Origin of the sequence: Pedobacter montanisoli, from assembly GCF_022809115.1 — a bacterium.
Lineage (GTDB): Bacteria > Bacteroidota > Bacteroidia > Sphingobacteriales > Sphingobacteriaceae > Pedobacter > Pedobacter montanisoli.
Window position 1 is genome coordinate 761,127 of record NZ_JALGBH010000001.1, and the last position, 17,111, is coordinate 778,237.

At 34.1% G+C, this 17,111-nt stretch carries 13 protein-coding genes; 3 read left to right on the forward strand and 10 right to left on the reverse strand.

Features of this window, described 5'->3' with window-relative positions; genetic code table 11:
• Positions 1-6 precede the first annotated feature (6 nt).
• The 5 genes from MMF97_RS03360 to MMF97_RS03380 all read right to left on the reverse strand — a co-directional run bounded on the left by MMF97_RS03360 (position 7) and on the right by MMF97_RS03380 (position 7,150).
• The gene (locus MMF97_RS03360; RefSeq protein WP_243359150.1) at positions 7-1,632 is read right to left on the reverse strand and encodes an Ig-like domain-containing domain; all 1,626 of its coding nucleotides are present in this window, start codon (positions 1,630-1,632) and stop codon (positions 7-9) included.
• Between the two features lie 100 nt (positions 1,633-1,732).
• Complete coding sequence (gene mnmG, locus MMF97_RS03365) at positions 1,733-3,595, reverse strand: tRNA uridine-5-carboxymethylaminomethyl(34) synthesis enzyme MnmG (protein ID WP_243359152.1); 1,863 nt, start codon at positions 3,593-3,595, stop codon at positions 1,733-1,735.
• A gap of 85 nt (positions 3,596-3,680) precedes the next feature.
• Positions 3,681-5,540, reverse strand: a complete 1,860-nt coding sequence (locus MMF97_RS03370) for an ABC-F family ATP-binding cassette domain-containing protein (RefSeq protein ID WP_243359154.1) — start codon at positions 5,538-5,540, stop codon at positions 3,681-3,683.
• 129 nt (positions 5,541-5,669) lie between these two features.
• Positions 5,670-6,347, reverse strand: coding sequence for an MCP four helix bundle domain-containing protein (locus MMF97_RS03375; protein WP_243359155.1), 678 nt, complete (start codon positions 6,345-6,347; stop codon positions 5,670-5,672).
• A 182-nt stretch (positions 6,348-6,529) separates the two neighbouring features.
• Positions 6,530-7,150 carry a GIN domain-containing protein gene (locus MMF97_RS03380; RefSeq protein WP_243359158.1) on the reverse strand — a complete coding sequence of 207 codons (621 nt, stop codon included), beginning with the start codon at positions 7,148-7,150 and terminating at the stop codon, positions 6,530-6,532.
• Between the two features lie 277 nt (positions 7,151-7,427).
• On the opposite strand from MMF97_RS03380, the gene MMF97_RS03385 reads away from it, so the two are divergent.
• A complete protein-coding gene (locus MMF97_RS03385; protein WP_243359160.1) occupies positions 7,428-8,948 on the forward strand; it encodes a DUF2271 domain-containing protein in 1,521 nt (506 codons plus the stop codon).
• Positions 8,949-9,581 (forward strand): PepSY-associated TM helix domain-containing protein, encoded by a 633-nt coding sequence (locus MMF97_RS03390; protein WP_243359161.1) that lies wholly within the window; start codon positions 8,949-8,951, stop codon positions 9,579-9,581. It begins immediately after the preceding gene.
• A 36-nt stretch (positions 9,582-9,617) separates the two neighbouring features.
• Here MMF97_RS03390 and MMF97_RS03395 read toward each other — a convergent pair whose 3' ends face one another.
• The 3 genes from MMF97_RS03395 to MMF97_RS03405 all read right to left on the reverse strand — a co-directional run bounded on the left by MMF97_RS03395 (position 9,618) and on the right by MMF97_RS03405 (position 14,930).
• Entirely contained in the window at positions 9,618-11,051 is a 1,434-nt protein-coding gene (locus MMF97_RS03395; RefSeq protein ID WP_243359162.1) for a serine hydrolase domain-containing protein, read from the reverse strand.
• 125 nt (positions 11,052-11,176) lie between these two features.
• Positions 11,177-11,596 carry an rRNA maturation RNase YbeY gene (gene ybeY, locus MMF97_RS03400; RefSeq protein ID WP_243359164.1) on the reverse strand — a complete coding sequence of 140 codons (420 nt, stop codon included), beginning with the start codon at positions 11,594-11,596 and terminating at the stop codon, positions 11,177-11,179.
• Between the two features lie 22 nt (positions 11,597-11,618).
• On the reverse strand, positions 11,619-14,930 hold the full coding sequence (locus tag MMF97_RS03405) for a DUF4175 family protein (RefSeq protein WP_243359166.1): 3,312 nt from the start codon (positions 14,928-14,930) through the stop codon (positions 11,619-11,621).
• Positions 14,931-15,023: 93 nt separating this feature from the next.
• Here MMF97_RS03405 and MMF97_RS03410 point away from each other — a divergent pair, with 93 nt between their 5' ends.
• Positions 15,024-15,833 (forward strand): glycerophosphodiester phosphodiesterase, encoded by an 810-nt coding sequence (locus MMF97_RS03410; protein WP_243359168.1) that lies wholly within the window; start codon positions 15,024-15,026, stop codon positions 15,831-15,833.
• Between the two features lie 20 nt (positions 15,834-15,853).
• On the opposite strand, the gene MMF97_RS03415 is transcribed toward MMF97_RS03410, so the two are convergent.
• Together MMF97_RS03415 and MMF97_RS03420 are read right to left on the reverse strand one after the other, a co-directional pair.
• Entirely contained in the window at positions 15,854-16,045 is a 192-nt protein-coding gene (locus tag MMF97_RS03415; RefSeq protein ID WP_243359170.1) for a cold-shock protein, read from the reverse strand.
• Between the two features lie 95 nt (positions 16,046-16,140).
• Positions 16,141-17,100 (reverse strand): hypothetical protein, encoded by a 960-nt coding sequence (locus MMF97_RS03420; protein WP_243359171.1) that lies wholly within the window; start codon positions 17,098-17,100, stop codon positions 16,141-16,143.
• Between the last annotated feature and the right edge of the window lie 11 nt (positions 17,101-17,111).

Consider the following 17,111-nt stretch of genomic DNA (forward strand, 5'->3'; position numbering starts at 1 on the left):
TTCTTTTTATTTAGGAATATTTATAATTTCTTCTCTTTTCCAATTGGCTCTTATAGAGAGCTCTTTTGGTTCATACCATATTTTTTCTGGTTGTAAACCAGTTTTTAAATTACCTGTATCCCATTTACCATTTTTATTATCATCATAAATAATACGGGCAAAATAAATACCTGTTTTAAAGTTAGTTAGCGTAATTATTTTGTTTTTGTTTACAGATTCTGCATATATTAAATTCTTCTTTTCATCTACCACTTCAACAATGTAATTTTTGCTGGTATCTGGAACTTTTATATTAAGTGATAGAGTACTGTAATCAGATGCGTCAGCAAGTGTAAATGACTTAATGATTTCTTTGTTTTTGCTATTAAAAATGCCAGTTATTGCATCAGGTTTGATGTTCAATATGTATTTTTCCTGTTTCTTCCACGGATATTCCATAACGTAACTTAATAAATCTGCCGAATCTTTTTTTAATGTGAAGCCATTTCTTGGAATAGAATCTTCCAATAAAAGAACTTTACTCATATCTATATTTTCGACTGGGAGATTAAAAGTTAATTTTAAGGGCGTAGATGGTTTTAATTTACCACTTTGTAAATTATCTGCAGCAGCGATATTTCGCGTATATGTATCTCTTTTTCCACGGGTTAATTTTACACTTTCTAATAACTTTCCCTGGTCTTTAATTGCAATTTTAACGGAATCAAAAGAAAGATCTTTCAACCAGAATTTGACTGAATCTTTATTCTTTGTAAACTGTAAAAGCTTGTTTCCGTCTATATTTGAAGGTTCAGTAACAGTTATTTCGGGTTTATTCAACTGTTGATTAAATGCAAGAAATATACTTCCGTCACTATTGATTTTACGATCTGTGACCCTAAAATTATTTGCCTTTTCTTTAAATAAAAGCAATTTTATAGAATCTATATTGCTATTTAAGGTAACTGGTTCTTTTATAAAAGCCAGTTGGTCATTTTCCTGTTGGTAGATTCTATCTCCGTTATTTTCTTTAATAGCATAGACTTTATATTTATCCTTTTTTAGATTGTTTAGTTTGAAATTTCCGCTGCTATCTGTACTGGTAAAAATAGAAGCTTTCTTTTTCCCGAAAAGACTATCTCTTTCTAATGGAAAAATTAAAACGGTTGCATCTAATACAGGATCTAAAGTAATGGCGTCACGAACATTTCCTGATATGCTTAAAGAGTCTAGGGTAGGGCCGGTAGAAAATACATAAGTGAAATTCTTTAAAATATTTCCTTCATTGATATCCGTGATTGCTTTTCCAAAGTTTAAAGTATAAGTTGTGTTTTTTTCAAGTGTATCTGGCAAAGTTATCTCTAATCTTCTTAACTTATATTTAAGCTGAGCAGGGGTTTCTAATTCAGGAGAAACTGAAAATTCTTTAAACTCATTTTGAAGTTTGATGTATTCGTCAAAATCTATGAAAATTTTCTTGGCCGAAAAATTTGTAGTAAAATTTTTAGGTTCCATTTTTAAAACCTTTGGAGGTGTTGTATCTCTGGGACCTCCTTCGGGTGTTCTCATACTTGCACAACCAAAAATGAACATCATCAGAACAGAATAGGTTAAAAAGTACCCTGAATTTTTATACTTTCTATTTTTAGCCATTTTTAAGCGATTTAATTGGTTTTTATCATTTTTGGATCAATATCATTAAAACAAAAAGATAATCGTTTATATACAAAATTTTTATCTTATTGAAAATCAATTATTTAGCCATGTGAATCATTAAAACTGAAATATCTGAAGGTGAAACCCCAGAAATTCTTGACGCTTGGCCTAAAGTTCTTGGTTTTATTCTTAAAAGTTTTTCTCTTGCTTCTTTTGATAAAGAGGTAAGAAGATTATAATCAAAATCAGGGTTAATAGTTTTGTCTTCCATTTTTTGCATTTTGGCTACAATTTCATTTTCCTTTTCAAAATAGCTATCGTATTTAATTTTAATCTCAGCCTGCTCTATCGTTTCTTTGTCAAAGTTATTTAAGAACTCGTTAAAAGAACTGTTCGCTTTTCTGATATCATTTATACTTACCTGTGGACGACTTAGTAAATTAAAAAGCTTTACATTTTGTGTTAAAGGTGAGCTCCCCAATTCATCTAATAATGGATTTACTTCGTTCATATCAACGCCTTGTTTTTTTGTAAAGGAAAAAATATCATCTGCATTTTTAATTTTTCTGTTTACGATTTCCATGCGCTCATCATTTATTAAACCCAATTGATGTGCAATAGGAGAGAGGCGTATATCTGCATTGTCTTGTCTTAATAACAAACGGTGCTCCGCTCTTGAAGTAAACATTCTATAAGGCTCTTCAGTACCTTTAGTTACCAAATCATCAATCAAAACGCCTATATAAGACTCAGATCTTTTTAAGATAAGTTCATGTTGTTCATTTATCTTCTGATGCGCATTAATTCCTGCTATAAATCCTTGACTTGCAGCTTCTTCGTATCCTGTTGTGCCATTAATCTGACCTGCGAAGAATAAATTGCTGATTAGTTTGGTTTCTAAGGTTAAATTGAGTTGTGTAGGAGGGAAGAAATCATATTCTATAGCATATCCGGGTCTAAACATCTTTGCATTTTCAAAACCAGGAATCTGTGTAAGCGCTTTGTATTGTACGTCTTCAGGTAAAGAAGTTGAAAAACCATTTACATAGATTTCACAAGTGTTCCACCCTTCTGGCTCTACAAAGATCTGGTGTCTTTCACGCTCGGCAAATCTGTTTATTTTATCTTCTATAGACGGACAGTATCTTGGGCCTAAACCTTTTATTCTGCCTGTAAACATTGGCGATTTTTCAAAGCCTTCTTTTAAAGTTTCATGAACTTTTTCATTGGTATAAGTGATCCAGCAACAACGTTGTTCTTGTGGTAATTCAACATTAGTATAAGAGAATCTGCCTCGTTCTTCATCTCCCCATTGCTCCTCCATCACTGAATAATTTAAAGATCTTCCATCAATACGTGGGGGAGTTCCTGTTTTCATTCTTCCTGATTCGAAACCTAATTCTACCAATTGCTCTGTTAAACCAGTTGCAGATTTTTCACCTGTTCTGCCACCACCCATTCTTTTCTCTCCTATATGAATTACTCCATTTAAGAAAGTGCCATTGGTTAGTACTACAGATTTTCCTTTTATTTCTACCCCTAAATTTGTTTTTACGCCTATAACAGTGTTGTTTTTTATGAGCAATGAACTTACCATTTCTTGCCAAAAATCAATATTTGGAGTTCTTTCTAAAGCTAATCTCCATTCTTCTGCAAAGCGTTTTCTATCGTTTTGTGTACGCGGACTCCACATCGCAGGGCCTTTAGACTTATTTAGCATCCTGAATTGAATAGTCGTTTTGTCGGCGATAATACCTGAGTATCCACCCATAGCGTCTATCTCCCGTACAATTTGACCTTTGGCAACTCCGCCCATGGCAGGATTACAACTCATCTGCGCTATAGTTTCCATATTCATGGTTATTAGCAAAACAGACGAGCCCAGATTAGCTGCTGCTGCTGCTGCTTCACATCCTGCATGGCCACCACCCACCACAATTACATCATATTCTTTGAACATATATTTTTTTGTTTCACGTGAAACACGTGTATTTAACGTTACTTGTTTTCAGATGTTTCACGTGAAACATCTGAAAAAATAAAAATTATTTTTCGGATAGCTCTATCCATCTCATCATTTCTGCTTCGAGCATTTGATTTAATTTCTCTATTTCTGCAGAAACTTCCTGAATTTTTAAATAGTCAGAAGGATCAATGTTGTTTAATAATTCTGATTTCTCTTTAACATCATTTTCAAGTTTAGCTAAGTTAAGTTCTAGATTGGTTAGTTCTTTTTGCTCTTTGTAGCTTAATTTTTTGCTGTTATTTTCTGTTTTATTACTTTCTGTAGATTTAGATTTTTTAACTGAAGCTTCTTTTTGTGCTTCAAGATCTAAACGATATTCGGAATAATTTCCGTTAAATATTTTAACGTTGCCGTCACCTTCAAGAATAAAGAGCTGTTCGCTCATTTTATCTAAGAGGTACCTGTCATGTGATACAAGCATTAAAACACCGGGATAATTTTCTAAAAATTCTTCTAGCACATTTAAAGTGTCTATATCCAGGTCATTAGTTGGCTCATCTAAAATTAAGAAATTAGGATTTTGCATTAATACTTTCATTAAATGCAAACGTTTTTTTTCTCCTCCGCTTAACTTTTCTATAAGACCATGTTGTTTTTTAGGAGGAAATAAAAATAAGGTAAGCAGGGCTGAGGCTGAAATCGTTTGACCGTCGGCCATTTTTATATATTCTGCTTCTGCTTTAACTACATCTATTACCCGATCTTTTTCATTAAAACTTAAACCACCTTGTTTGTAATAACCAATAACAGTTGTTTCTCCGGTTTCAATTTTTCCAGAATTAGGGATAATATTCTGGGTAATAATGTTTAGAAAAGTAGATTTACCGGTTCCATTCTTTCCTGCCAATCCAATTCTATCACCTTTTTTGAAAGTATAACTAAAATGATTTATGAGTAATTTCTCGTCAAAACCATGAGAAATATTTTCTAATTCAATAATCTTACCGCCTTGGCGAGACATTTTTATATTTAAACTTACTTTTTGATGGTCTGATTTCTGTTTGGTTTTTTCTTCGAGATCATAAAAAGCGTCTATTCTTGATTTAGACTTTGTTGCACGGGCCTGTGGCATTCTACGCATCCATTCCAATTCTTTTTTTAATAAGTTTTTATTTTTTTGAAAGGTAGCTTCGTCTGATGCTTCTCTCTCTGCTTTTCTTTCTAAAAAATAAGCATAATTTCCATTGTAATTAAATGTTTTACCTCTGTCTAATTCAATAATTACATTACATATATTGTCTAAAAAATACCTGTCGTGTGTAACTAATAAAATGGTTTTGTTGCCAGTAGTCAATAACTTCTCTAACCATTCAATGGTATCTATATCTAAATGGTTAGTTGGCTCATCCAAAACATAGATTTCCGGATCTTCTATTAATAATTTGGCAAGAGCTAACCTCTTTTTCTGTCCACCAGACAGAGTCTCTATTTTTTGAGCCAGATTATTTATGCCCATACGACTTAAAATGGTCTTAATCTGATGCTCATATTCCCAGGCATTGTGTTCGGTTAATTTGTCATATAAATCATTGATTTTATTTTGATCTATATCTTTTTGTTCAAGTAATTCTTCATATTCTTTAATCAATTGTTGCTGCTTGTTATCAGCAGAGAAAATGAAGTCGCTTATTGTATATTCTGAAGGGAAAGAAGGATCCTGATTTAAAAAACCAATTTTTACAGATTTATTCTTTACAATCTTTCCTTCCAAAGGGGGAAATTGTTCTGCAAGAAGTTTAAGTAAGGTGCTTTTACCGGCTCCATTTATGCCTACAAGGGCAACGCGTTGCCCGGCATTGATGCCCAGGGTAAGATTTTTAAATAACCACTCGTCGTTATATGCATGGCCAAGACCTTCTGCTGCGATTAATGTGCTCAAATTATTAATGTATTAGCTGATAAGAAATTAGATGCAAAAGTAAACATTAATAACTTTAATCAGGTTTACATGTTTATCAGCGCTAAAGTTTTTTACGATAGCTAAACAGAAATAAGGGATTGAAGAGAATTAATTAAGCCTGAAATGGTCGTTTTTTACCTTAATGGCATTTGATGTGAAAATAATTCCTACGATAAGAATGCCAATAATGATAGCCAGTACTAATTGGGCATTGCTATATAATTTGGTTCCTTTTATAATTTTTTCTGTTTCACGGCTAATTTCTTTGCCTATTGAAGATTGTACTTGAGTAAGTTCTTTTAGGAGTGCCGTTATATTTCTGAACGATTTTTCGTTTATAGAATGGTATAATTCCCTAATTTGTGATTCATCAGAATGGGAGGTGCCCATTAAATTTTCTTCAAGTTTTCTGTTTTCAGCAAGTTTGACTTTTAGATGAGCCAAGCTTACTTTTTCTTTGTTTATTAAAAAAGTCTTTTCATATGAACCAATTAAAGAGTCTATTCCTTGATTCAGATCATTGAATTTAAGTTTAAGTTGCTGCAGAGGTAAAGACTTTTCTGAACGATATACATAGTCTTCCAGGTAATATTTCTTGGTGTAAAGCTTTTCTGAAATGAAAAAAAGATCTGTTGCAGGAATAAGACGATCTTTATATAAAGAACTGAAAGCTTTCTCCATTTTAATCATGCTTCTGTCTTCCAGTACGCGAATTAGTAACATGCAAGCCATGATCGCAAATAATAATAAGGCAATTTTAGTTTTTTGCTTTAGGGTATAAGCCATTTTCATAATGAACAGATTTATACTTACAAAATAGTTAAATTATACCCAGATTGGAGCATAAAGCGATAAAAATGATACAGATGTTATAAGGAGTGAAGAGTTATAAAAGCAGAAAATGCGGACATCCACCCGCATTTTCTAACTAACTAAAACTAAACTAAATTTATGATGTATAATGATTTTTAAAGTGTTTGTGAAATAACAAGTGTATTTATGCTTTTGTTTTGACTAACTAAATTTTGTGTTTCAATGTTTGTACTCTCTGTAACAAACTGATTTAGATTAAGTTTTGCCAAATTATTTAATACTGCATTGTACTCATTTGAGCTACCTGTTAGGGTTAGCTGTGCTTTGTCATTTACTTTAGCAGAAAGACTTAAAGTCTGGCTATTTAAAGTTGCATTTGCATTATCTTTAAGATCAATGTCTAATGATAATCCAGAGAATTTTCCTAAAGTACGTACGTTGGCATTTCCGCTTGCAGTGATAGATTTTAATGTGTTGGCATAAACAACTACTGTTAGAGGCTCTTTATCAAAAGAACTAATTCTTAACTCGCCATTTTTTTCTTGTACTAAGGCATTTTTTGAATAATAACTATCGTAAACTTTAACGCCCGGTGTTTCACTTTGTACTACAATGATTTCTACATTGCCACTTACGTTAAGCTGGTTAAAAGTTCTGATTTCAGCAAGGGTAGTAACCTTTTTACTTGTTTCAGCTGCATGGGCTGTAAAATCAGAGCATATTAAAGTAAATGCGCTTATGCTTAAAATAATAATGTTTTTAATAGAGGTTTTCATTTGTGTGTTATTTTAATATATTTAAAAATTTGTGTGTCTTTTTCTTAACCTGTTAATCAACTGGTTACATCTATAAGACCGTAAACAGTTAAAAAGGTTGCATGACTATGCCCTGTATTATACATGCAAACCGTACTTATCGACGAACGGGCATTATTTTTCGACAAAACTTTTTATAAATTAATTGAGTGGTAGCTAAAAAAAATTCTGAAAGAATCGTTTATATAAAATAAGGCTTTTACATTTGCTTATTATTTAGAATTAAACTTAATAAGATATGAAATTCTCAGCCTTGATATTGGCGTTAGGGTTATCACTTTCTATTTCTACAGTAAAAGCAGATGAAAAACCCCTTAAACAACTCTATGTAAATAACTATGAAAATGTTTTAGGTACTTCTTTAGAGTTCAAAATAATTAGTGCTTCAGAAAAACAGGTAGAACTGGCAGAACAGGCCGCTTTAACTGAAATTAAAAGGCTTTCGGCAATTTTAAGCTCGTATGATCGTAATAGCGAAATTAATAAGTGGATGATCGCCGGAATGAATAAACCGATTAAGGTTTCTGCCGAACTGTTTGAAATGCTTAATCTGTTTGAGCAATGGAAAACAAAAACTAATGGAGCCTTAAATGTATCTGCTGCAGTTGCAGGGAATTTATGGGCACAAGCTGAAAAAAGTCAGAAAAAACCGTCGAAAGCAGAACTTGCTTTAGCTGTTAGTCAAATGCAAGAGCAACATTATATGTTAGATCAGAAACATTTAATGGCTACAAGGTTAGATAATGCTCCTTTAGCTATGAATACTTTTGCAAAGAGCTATATTATTAACAAGGCTTGCGAAGCAGCATTAAAAACGGCAAAAATTGATAATATCGTAGTAAACATTGGAGGAGATCTGGTTATTAAAGGAGACGAGAAAGATTTAATTTATGTAACTAATCCTTTAGCCAATGCAGAAAACGATTTGCCTTTAGCTAAATTAAATGTTGGCAATAATGCTGTAGCAACCAGCGGTAATTACCGCAGAGGCTTCCAGATAGGTAAAGAATGGTATTCACACATTATTAATCCTAAAACCGCTCAACCAGTTAATGAGATCATCAGCGCCACAGTAATTGCACCAAGTGCAACTGATGCCGGAGCATTGGCAACTGCTTTTAATGTTTTAAATGTAAATGAAAGTAAAGAATTGGCTAAAACTGTTGAAGGCGCAGCCTATCTTATTGTAACTAAAAACGGCCAAATTATAGAGAGCGATAATTGGAAAGATTATCTGGTAAAAGAAGATCATATCATTAAAACAATTAATCCTTCAGTAGCCTTTAATCAGGCAGAAAAACCTTGGGATGCAAAATATGAGTTAATTGTCAACTTTGAATTTAATGCCATTCAAGGAAATACGCACCGTCCGTTTGTGGCTATATGGGTTGAGAATGACAAAAGAGAACCGGTTAGAAACCTAGCTTTAATGTATAATAAAACTAAATGGGTTCCTGATCTTAGAAATTGGTATCGTATAAACGGAGAGCGCTTTAAAGCAGATAAAGAAAATTATGCTTCTGTTACAGGTGCAACCAGAAATCCGGGTAAATACACTATAAAATGGGATGGTAAAGATGATAATGGTAATTATGTAGCCCAAGGGAATTATACTATTATCATAGAAACTTCTAAAGAGCATGGTACTGATGAGATTTTACGTCAGCCTATGGAGCTAAAAAAATCAGCTAAACGTGCAACTAATGCGGGAAATGTAGAAATATCAAATGTTGTTTTTGATTTTGTAAAGAAAAAATAAGTGGCAGAGATTAAGAAAACAACAACATCTAAAGCCAAAAAGCCCAAGAAAGAACTAGCAAAATTATCGCGATGGCTGCATATTTATCTTTCGATGATAAGCTTTGCCATTGTTCTGTTTTTTGCTTTTACAGGATTAACATTAAATCATCCTTCCTGGTTTGGTGGTGATAAGCAGATTGATGTTAAAAATTCAGGCCAGCTAAACGTAAAATGGGTAAATATGCCCGATACAGGTAAAATAGCCAAATTAGAAATCGTAGAGTTTATCAGAAATAAATACGGTGTTAGGGGAGCTGTTACTGAATTTAAAACAGATGATTATGAGGTAGCGGTTACTTTTAAAGGCCCGGCATATTCATGCGATGTTTTTATAGACAGAGAAACGGGCAAATATGAGATAACAGAAATAAAAATGGGATTGATGGCACTGATGAACGATCTTCATAAAGGTCGTGATTCAGGAAAGGGCTGGGCCTTGGTCATTGATGTTTCGGCACTATTCCTTATCATTATTTCATTAACAGGATTGATCCTGTTACTTTTCATAAAAAAGAAACGAGTATCGGGAGTAGTTACCGCAGTTGCAGGATTAATATTTTGTTACCTGCTTTATATTTTACTTGTACCTTAAAAAAATAAAAAAGCGGAGGCTATCTCCGCTTTTTTATTATAAGCCTAATTCTTTGGCTTTTTTCATAATGTTGTTTGTTAACACAATCAGGTCAACATCAAACTGGCTGTCTTCGCTTCTTGAGTTCAATAATACGGCAACGCTGTAATCTTCGCCATATATCCAAAAGGTTGCTGTTCCGGCCAGATTACCCCCATGGTAAAAACCATTGAAAAGGGAGTGATTGGTTCGCCATCCTTTTGCATAACCTTTGGTTACGGTTGAAGGCGTGAACATTAATGTTCTTGTGGCTGAATTTAAAATATCCTGCCTAATGGTACCTCCATCTACGCTATATAATACTTTGAACAGATCTTCTGTGTTGATCAGCACGCCTCCCGCTGCTTTTGCAACATTCATATCATTGCCATAACCAGATGAGCCATTTTGAGCATAATAAGCCACTTCTTTCTGTCGCCTCTGATTGGGGCTGGTTCCACAAATGTAAACTTGTGCCCCTGTTGGCGCATATATTTCTTTTAAATAAGTTTCATAATCTTTTCCTGAAACCACTTCTATAATTTTCCCTAAAACGCCATAGCCCATGTTGTAATAATAGAAAACGGTTCCAGGCTCACTTTGTGTTGAATTGAGCATAACCTGTATGCGCTGATCTAATGTATAACCATTATAAGTGGCAGAAAACATTGGATCTCCGGTATAGCCGGCTGTATGTTCCAGTAAATGTCTAACCGTAACCTTTGCAGATTTTGGCCCTACCGATGGAAAAGAATCTTTAAGAATTCCTGTGGGGCCAAAAACTAAGTCGTCAATACCTATTTTGCCCTGCTGAATTAAAGTCATAATGGCGATAGCCGTGTGTTGTTTAGACATGGAAGCCAGTCTGAACATATAATCAGGTCTTACCCGTTCTTTTGTTTCTACCACAGCAAAACCTGTAGCATTTTTATAAACCAGATTTTCTATGCTGTTTTTTCCGATCGCATAAGATACTGCAGGCATGCCATATTTTTCTATGAAAGGATAGACCATTTCGTCAATTTCTTTGATTCCTACCTGAGCAAGAATAGTATAATTTGATTTGAAACCGCTTTCTGAAGTAATTTCTACTTCTTGTGTGTTATTCAAATCTACAGTTGCGGTATTGCCAGAAACAGCCGATCCGTTAACTTTTAAGGTCGCGTTATCTGAAAAGATGAATTTAACTTTAACGGCATTGATTGTTGAACCCATTGGTAAGGTTACATAAAATTTAGCTCCCGACTTGTAAACATAACCATCACCCGTTAATGAGGGGTTCTCAGATTTTAGGATGCTCAGACCACTCAGATCTTTAGCCTCTGATTTAGGTTTCTGTATTTCTTCGGGTTTAGGGTCTCCTTTCTTAGAACAGGAAGATAAAACCGCAGAAAAGAGCATTAAGGATGCAAGTAGTCTTGCAACATTGCTTGATGTTAACTTGAAATTCATAGCTTAAAACAGGTGTTTGGTTAGTTTTTATAATAAAACCAAAATATAAAATTTTCCAAACAAAAAGAAGTCATCAGGAATAACATGGTTAAACCTGCAAAATGTTGCAAAAAACAGAATAAGAATTAGCGTAAGCCTAAGCAGAAATCTTCCTTTTGGGTCATTAAAGATTTTTCTTTTGATGTTTTATCCCTATAGCCTAAAAGGTGAAGCGTTCCGTGTATCATAATGCGACAAAGTTCATCGTATGTAGTAGCATTATTTTGTTTGGCATTATCTTTAACTCGATCTATACTGATAAAAATATCGCTCACTATGGTTTTCGGCTTCTCTGAGTTATCAAAAGTGATGACATCAGTATAATAGTCATGCTGTAAAAAATCTTGATTTATACGCAATAAAAACTCGTCTGAGCAAAAAATAAAGTTCAATTCCTCCAATTGATAACCTTCGGCAGTAATAACCTTTTCTATCCAGCTTTTTAAAGTCCGTTTTCCTTTAAGGTTATAAGTGGTGTCTTCGTTAAAAAAATTGATTTTTGCCATGAGCTGATTCTCTACGGGTTGATTAACGAGGCGAATTTAGTAATTTGAAATATTCGGCCACCTTAATTTTGTAATAATAATTGAGGTTAGGTGGAAGTTTTTGGAGCAATTCTGTTTCTGTAAGCTGTTGCTTATTGAATTTATCTAACATCTGCTTATATTGTGGCGGAAATTCTTTTCCCGATTTACTTTCTCTTTTCGAGCTTTCGTCTTGTTCTCTTTGTGCTTTTTCTGCTTCCAACAATTTAACCATTAGATTGCGTTGGCGGTTCATAGTCTCTTCTGATATGCGCTTATTTACCAACTCATTCTCCGTTTTCTTCATTTCCTGTACCGTTTGATCAAGATTACCCATTCCGTTTTTTCCGTCTTTGTTTTCTTCGCGGTTAAGTTTCTCTAAGGCTTCTCTTATCATCTGCTGCTGTTGTGCCATCTTTGCAAATTCTTGGCTCATTTGCCCTTTAGGCACAGTTCCTTTATTGCCCTCCTGCTGCATTTTTTCTTTGGCATTTTGCATGTTCTTGTTAAGCTGTTCCTGCATTTTTTGCAATTCCTGTAAGCTTTGTTGTCCTTTTCCCTTACCGCCTTTAGAGTTCTTCATTGCGTTCTGAAGTTGTTCCAACGCTTCGTTGAGCATTAAAGCAAGGTTGTTAATGGATGTCATGGCAAACTGTTGCGAACGATTGGCTTCAGGAGTTCTTCTGTCACCTAAAAGCTCTAAAGCTTTACCGATATTGAAATTGATCTTTTCTACTTCGTCATTAACGGTACTTTCTATCTGTGGAACTCTTTTGGCAAGCGAATGTAAACTATCGGCAATTGTTTTCATATTATCTTTAATGAGACTCTGCTGTTGTGCCTGAGCCACGTAGCCAGGATCTGTTGAAGACATTTTTCTCAAAGCAAGCATAACCTTTTCCTGCTCAAAAGAAGCATTTAACAGGTTTTCCAGAATTTTTCGGAGTTCCTGCACATTTACTTTATTTTCCTGCTCTGCTCCAGCTTGTTGCTGCTCCTGCATTTGCTGAGCCAGATCCTGCATTTGTTGGGCTGCTTTCTGCTGTTTATCCGAAGCTTTTTGCTTGTTGTTCTGGTTAAGCTGATCACTGCTTTCTTTTTGGTTTTTTTCAATATCTGCAGTTTCTTTATCTGGGTTTTTAAAGTTGTTAGGGCGCTCCAAACCTTGATTTTTTTCATCCAACTGTTTCAACTCCTTCTTCAGATCATTAAATTCTTTGTTAAGCTGATCCTGTTTTTCCTTCAGATCACTTACAGGTGTATTTTTGTCCTTACTTTGCTTGCTCAACTCATTTTGTTGTTGGCCCAGATCATTAAGCCTATCTATTTTATTTTGCAGGTTCTGTTCAAATTCCAGTTGCTTGTACAATTCTAAAATACGATCTAACTCGTTCTTTAATGACTTGTTATCCATTTGCATTTTAGACAGTTCATTACGGGTTTGGTCTTTATTATTCTGATCCATGAGCTGTTGTAATTTCTTAAGCAGATCACGGGTTTTTTCATCCAGAACATTATTAAACAGGTCGTCTATTTTCTTTTGTTTTTCTTTAAGTTCTTCGTTCAAGGCATTATTTTCTTCCTTTTGGAAAGAGTTTTTCTGATTCTGTTCTTTAATGTCTTTGATAGACTGGTCAAGTTGTTTTTGTTTTTCGAGCAATTGATCTATTGCTTTTTTATCCTCAAAGGTGAGTGATTTTTTTTGAAGGAGGTTTTCGCTTAATTTTTTGCTCTCTTTTTCTATGGTATTGGCCAGTTTTATGGTTTGCTCTACCTTTTGTTTAAGCGTATTGCTGTTTTCGGTAATCTGTTCAGCTATTTGCTGTTGAGTTGGTTCCTGATAAATTTTGGTTTCTGATCGGGTTATTTTAGGACCATTTACCCCATCATTATCTGCTACTTCAAAAAAATATTCTATCTGCTGACCAGGTTTCAGCTCAATATTCTTAAGATTCCACAAAAAGAAAAAGCTGTTCTCCGTCTGGTTATTTTTGATTGGAATTATTGTTGAGGTTTCATTTATTTTCCGGTTCTTTTCCTTAATGATAAACTTAAATCTGAGCGAAGAAAAGCCATAATCGTCAGTAGTATTTCCGCTAAAATAAAGCGCTTTACGGCTTAAACTGTCAGGTGTTTCAGTAACGGTGATTGCCGGATACTGATCATTAATAACATTGATCTGGTGTTTTAAAGTATCACGGTTGGCAACAAAGCCATTGAGCGGAGTTACACTATAATCGGCATTACGCCTTAAAACAGCATTGAATTGTGCAATGTTGTCTTTTACCACAATGACTTCTTTTCGTTTTTGTAAAGTAAAGTCAATCTTATCACTATTCTCTGTTCTTAAGGTCCAGATTATTTTTGTGCCCTCGGGTACCAACAGATCTCCTGCGTTGGCAATCTGTTCATTTTTTCGGTTTAAATAAGCAGGAAATACCAGACGAGCACTTATGTTTAACAGGCCTGGTCTGGATTTTACCTCAATAAGGTAAGAGGCCGATCTAAATCCTCCACCATTAAAAAATAAATGCTTACTCTGTTGTAAGTTTTTAAATGTATAAGAGAAAGTGCTGATGTTCTCTTTTTCTAACTTGTAAGAATTACGGCCATCTTCCACATAAATATCCTGAGGAAAATTATCGCCTTTTAATTTTAGTTTCAGGGTAATATCATCTCCCTGTGTAACCATAAGAGATTTGTTTTCTAAAATAAAATCGAAAGGAGCTTTTGGGAGTATTTCCTGATCATAGCGAATAAATCCATGAGTGCCTTCTTTTAGTATGGTAGGAGCTATAATAGCAATCAATAAGATAATGCTTAAAGGAATAAACAGAAATTTAAGATATTTTCTATTGTCACCTATGTTTACTGCCTGCGTAAAAGGGATAGGTTTTAATTCGCTGATCTTCTGATCTATACCAGCAAGAATAAGATCTGTATTTTGCGAAGATGTTTTTACCAGTTCATGCAGTTGCAGCGTATTTAATAATCTATCTTTAACATTAAAAAAATGATTGCCAATTAAATTAGCGGCCTCCTCAAAGCTGATAATTCGTCCTAAATTAAAATAAGATAAAGCAGGTTTAACAATCCAGAAAATGATAGCTGCGAGAGCGATGATCATAAAAGCAAAAAAGGAAATGGTTTTTGCTGTAGTTCCGGGATAACTGTAATACACCCAGACAAAGAGGATAAGATATAAAGCCAATAGAGTTGTAGCCGCATATATGCTACCCCTCAAAAGTTTATTGAGATAGAATTTACGGATAAATTCGTTTATCTTTTCGATCAATAAATCGTAATTGCTGCCCATATCAGGTATTAACGAAAACTAAAGTTAAAAAAAGTAGATGCATTTATAACGCAAATACCATTAAATGTTGCTCAATTTGTAATTTTAAATAAAATGAATTTAATCAGATCAGTTTTTTTGGTGTTGGTACTCAGCACAAAAATAATGGCACAAAATCATAGCACCTGGAATATGAATAAGGTTATTGCACACAGAGGAGCGTGGAAAGCTAAAAATTTACCTCAAAACTCAATCGCGTCATTGCAGGAAGCCATCAGGTTAAATTGTTACGGTTCTGAATTTGATGTACAGCTCACATCAGATAGTATTCCTGTAGTTAACCATGATCCTGATTTTATGGGATTGCCCATTGCAACCTCAACTTATCAGCAATTGCGAGCGAAACAACTGAGTAACGGAGAGTATATCCCCACTTTAGAATCTTATATAAAAGCTGCTTTATCTCAGCAATCTACGAAACTGATATTAGAAATCAAACCTCAAAAAAGTAATGATCTGGAAGTTTTGCTTACGCAAAAAATATTGCAAACCGTGCATAAGTTAAAAGCTCGGGATTGGATAGAATACATTAGTTTCAGCTATCATATTTGCCAATATCTGGTTACCCATGAAAAAGGAGCGAAAGTTTCATACTTAGAAGCCAATATAGATCCAGAGCAATTAAAAAAAAACGGGCTTTCTGGTTTTGATTACCATTATACAATCTTAAATAAAAATAACTGGATAGAAAAAGCTACTGAAATAGGCCTGAGTACCAATGCATGGACGGTAAATGATGCAAAGGAGATGGATAAATTGATTGAGCGGAATATAGGTTATATCACCACAAACGAGCCAGAACTGTTATTTGAAAGGCTTAAACATAAAAAAGGCGATGATTTTATTCATCGCCCTTTTTGGTAAAAAAAAATATATGATAATAATTAGATTACTTTCACATTAACGGCATTTAAGCCTTTTCTACCTTGCTCAACATCAAATTGTACTTTATCGTTTTCACGAATTTCGTCAATAAGACCGGTTGAGTGTACAAAAACTTCAGGACCTCCGTTTGTAGGAATGATAAATCCGAAGCCTTTTGTAACATTAAAGAATTTTACTGTTCCTTCTTGCATTAGAATTAATTTTAAATAAGGTGCAATGTACGGATTTAAATTTCTAAAAAAGCAAAAAGAAGCAAATACATTGAAAAAATATTTTTTATGACACGCTACTGTGAAAAAATGCCCTTTAGATTTACGGTTACTTCACTTGAATGAGGAATACCCAAAGTTTTGCCTGGAACTACAGTAAACAGGTTTTTAAGGTAAACATCGGTAATGCCCTGCAATAATTTTTTTCTGGCAGGCATATCATCTGGCATTACACCTTCAACCCGGTTTACATACAGGTTACCCTTTACATCAACAACTACAGAAAATCTGTAATTAAAATCTCTATAAGCCCTTTTTATTTCTAACCGATATTCAGGATACATGTAAGCATAAGATTGCCGGTTATTCATTGTATCTCTTTCATTGATCTTTGAGGCAGTAACAAAATTACTTTTAGGCTTAAATATTACGGGTTCTGTTGCGGCAAATGCAGTATCGGGATTACCAGGATTTCTATATGTTCTTTCTGAAAGTGATTTGATGTATGCTGTATCAGCTTTTGTGGGGCGTTGTAATTCGCCTATGGTTGTTTTAAGAACATTTTGAATATAATCCAGTGTATAATAAGTTGAGTTTACATCCGAAACTTCTCCGCCTGCTATCATTCTAGCTTTTACTTCTAAACGCTGTAATATAATGCTGTCTTTGGTAACCATCCTTAACCTGAAGTATTCGCGGGCAAAGTTATATACCCTTCCATGATCAAAATGCAAGTAAAATGCTTCCATACCTTTTTTCTCAGGGCTATAAGCTAACATAGTATCCGGATGCTTATATTCTATAATCCAGGTTGGAACCTGCATAAAACCATCTTTGTTAAAAGACAGTCCGTTACTGAAACGGCGTTTCACTTCATAATAACGAATACCGTTTATTTCTCTAAAAGTAAGTTCTTTATCGGGCTTTTGTTTTTTAGCAGAAGAATTTTGTTGCTCAGAACCACCACATGAAAAAAGAAAAATACTACTGAAAATAAGTAGACTATATATAGAAAAGAGTTTAAAATGAACTTTCATAATGCCATCGC

Excerpts from the sequence above, each read along its gene's own strand:
- MMF97_RS03360 (WP_243359150.1), bottom strand. The coding sequence starts at position 1,632 with ATGGCTAAAAATAGAAAGTATAAAAATTCAGGGTACTTTTTAACCTAT.
- mnmG (WP_243359152.1), bottom strand. The coding sequence starts at position 3,595 with ATGTTCAAAGAATATGATGTAATTGTGGTGGGTGGTGGCCATGCAGGA.
- MMF97_RS03375 (WP_243359155.1), bottom strand. The coding sequence starts at position 6,347 with ATGGCTTATACCCTAAAGCAAAAAACTAAAATTGCCTTATTATTATTT.
- MMF97_RS03380 (WP_243359158.1), bottom strand. The coding sequence starts at position 7,150 with ATGAAAACCTCTATTAAAAACATTATTATTTTAAGCATAAGCGCATTT.
- MMF97_RS03385 (WP_243359160.1), top strand. The coding sequence starts at position 7,428 with ATGAAATTCTCAGCCTTGATATTGGCGTTAGGGTTATCACTTTCTATT.
- MMF97_RS03395 (WP_243359162.1), bottom strand. The coding sequence starts at position 11,051 with ATGAATTTCAAGTTAACATCAAGCAATGTTGCAAGACTACTTGCATCC.
- ybeY (WP_243359164.1), bottom strand. The coding sequence starts at position 11,596 with ATGGCAAAAATCAATTTTTTTAACGAAGACACCACTTATAACCTTAAA.
- MMF97_RS03405 (WP_243359166.1), bottom strand. The coding sequence starts at position 14,930 with ATGGGCAGCAATTACGATTTATTGATCGAAAAGATAAACGAATTTATC.
- MMF97_RS03410 (WP_243359168.1), top strand. The coding sequence starts at position 15,024 with ATGAATTTAATCAGATCAGTTTTTTTGGTGTTGGTACTCAGCACAAAA.
- MMF97_RS03415 (WP_243359170.1), bottom strand. The coding sequence starts at position 16,045 with ATGCAAGAAGGAACAGTAAAATTCTTTAATGTTACAAAAGGCTTCGGA.
- MMF97_RS03420 (WP_243359171.1), bottom strand. The coding sequence starts at position 17,100 with ATGAAAGTTCATTTTAAACTCTTTTCTATATATAGTCTACTTATTTTC.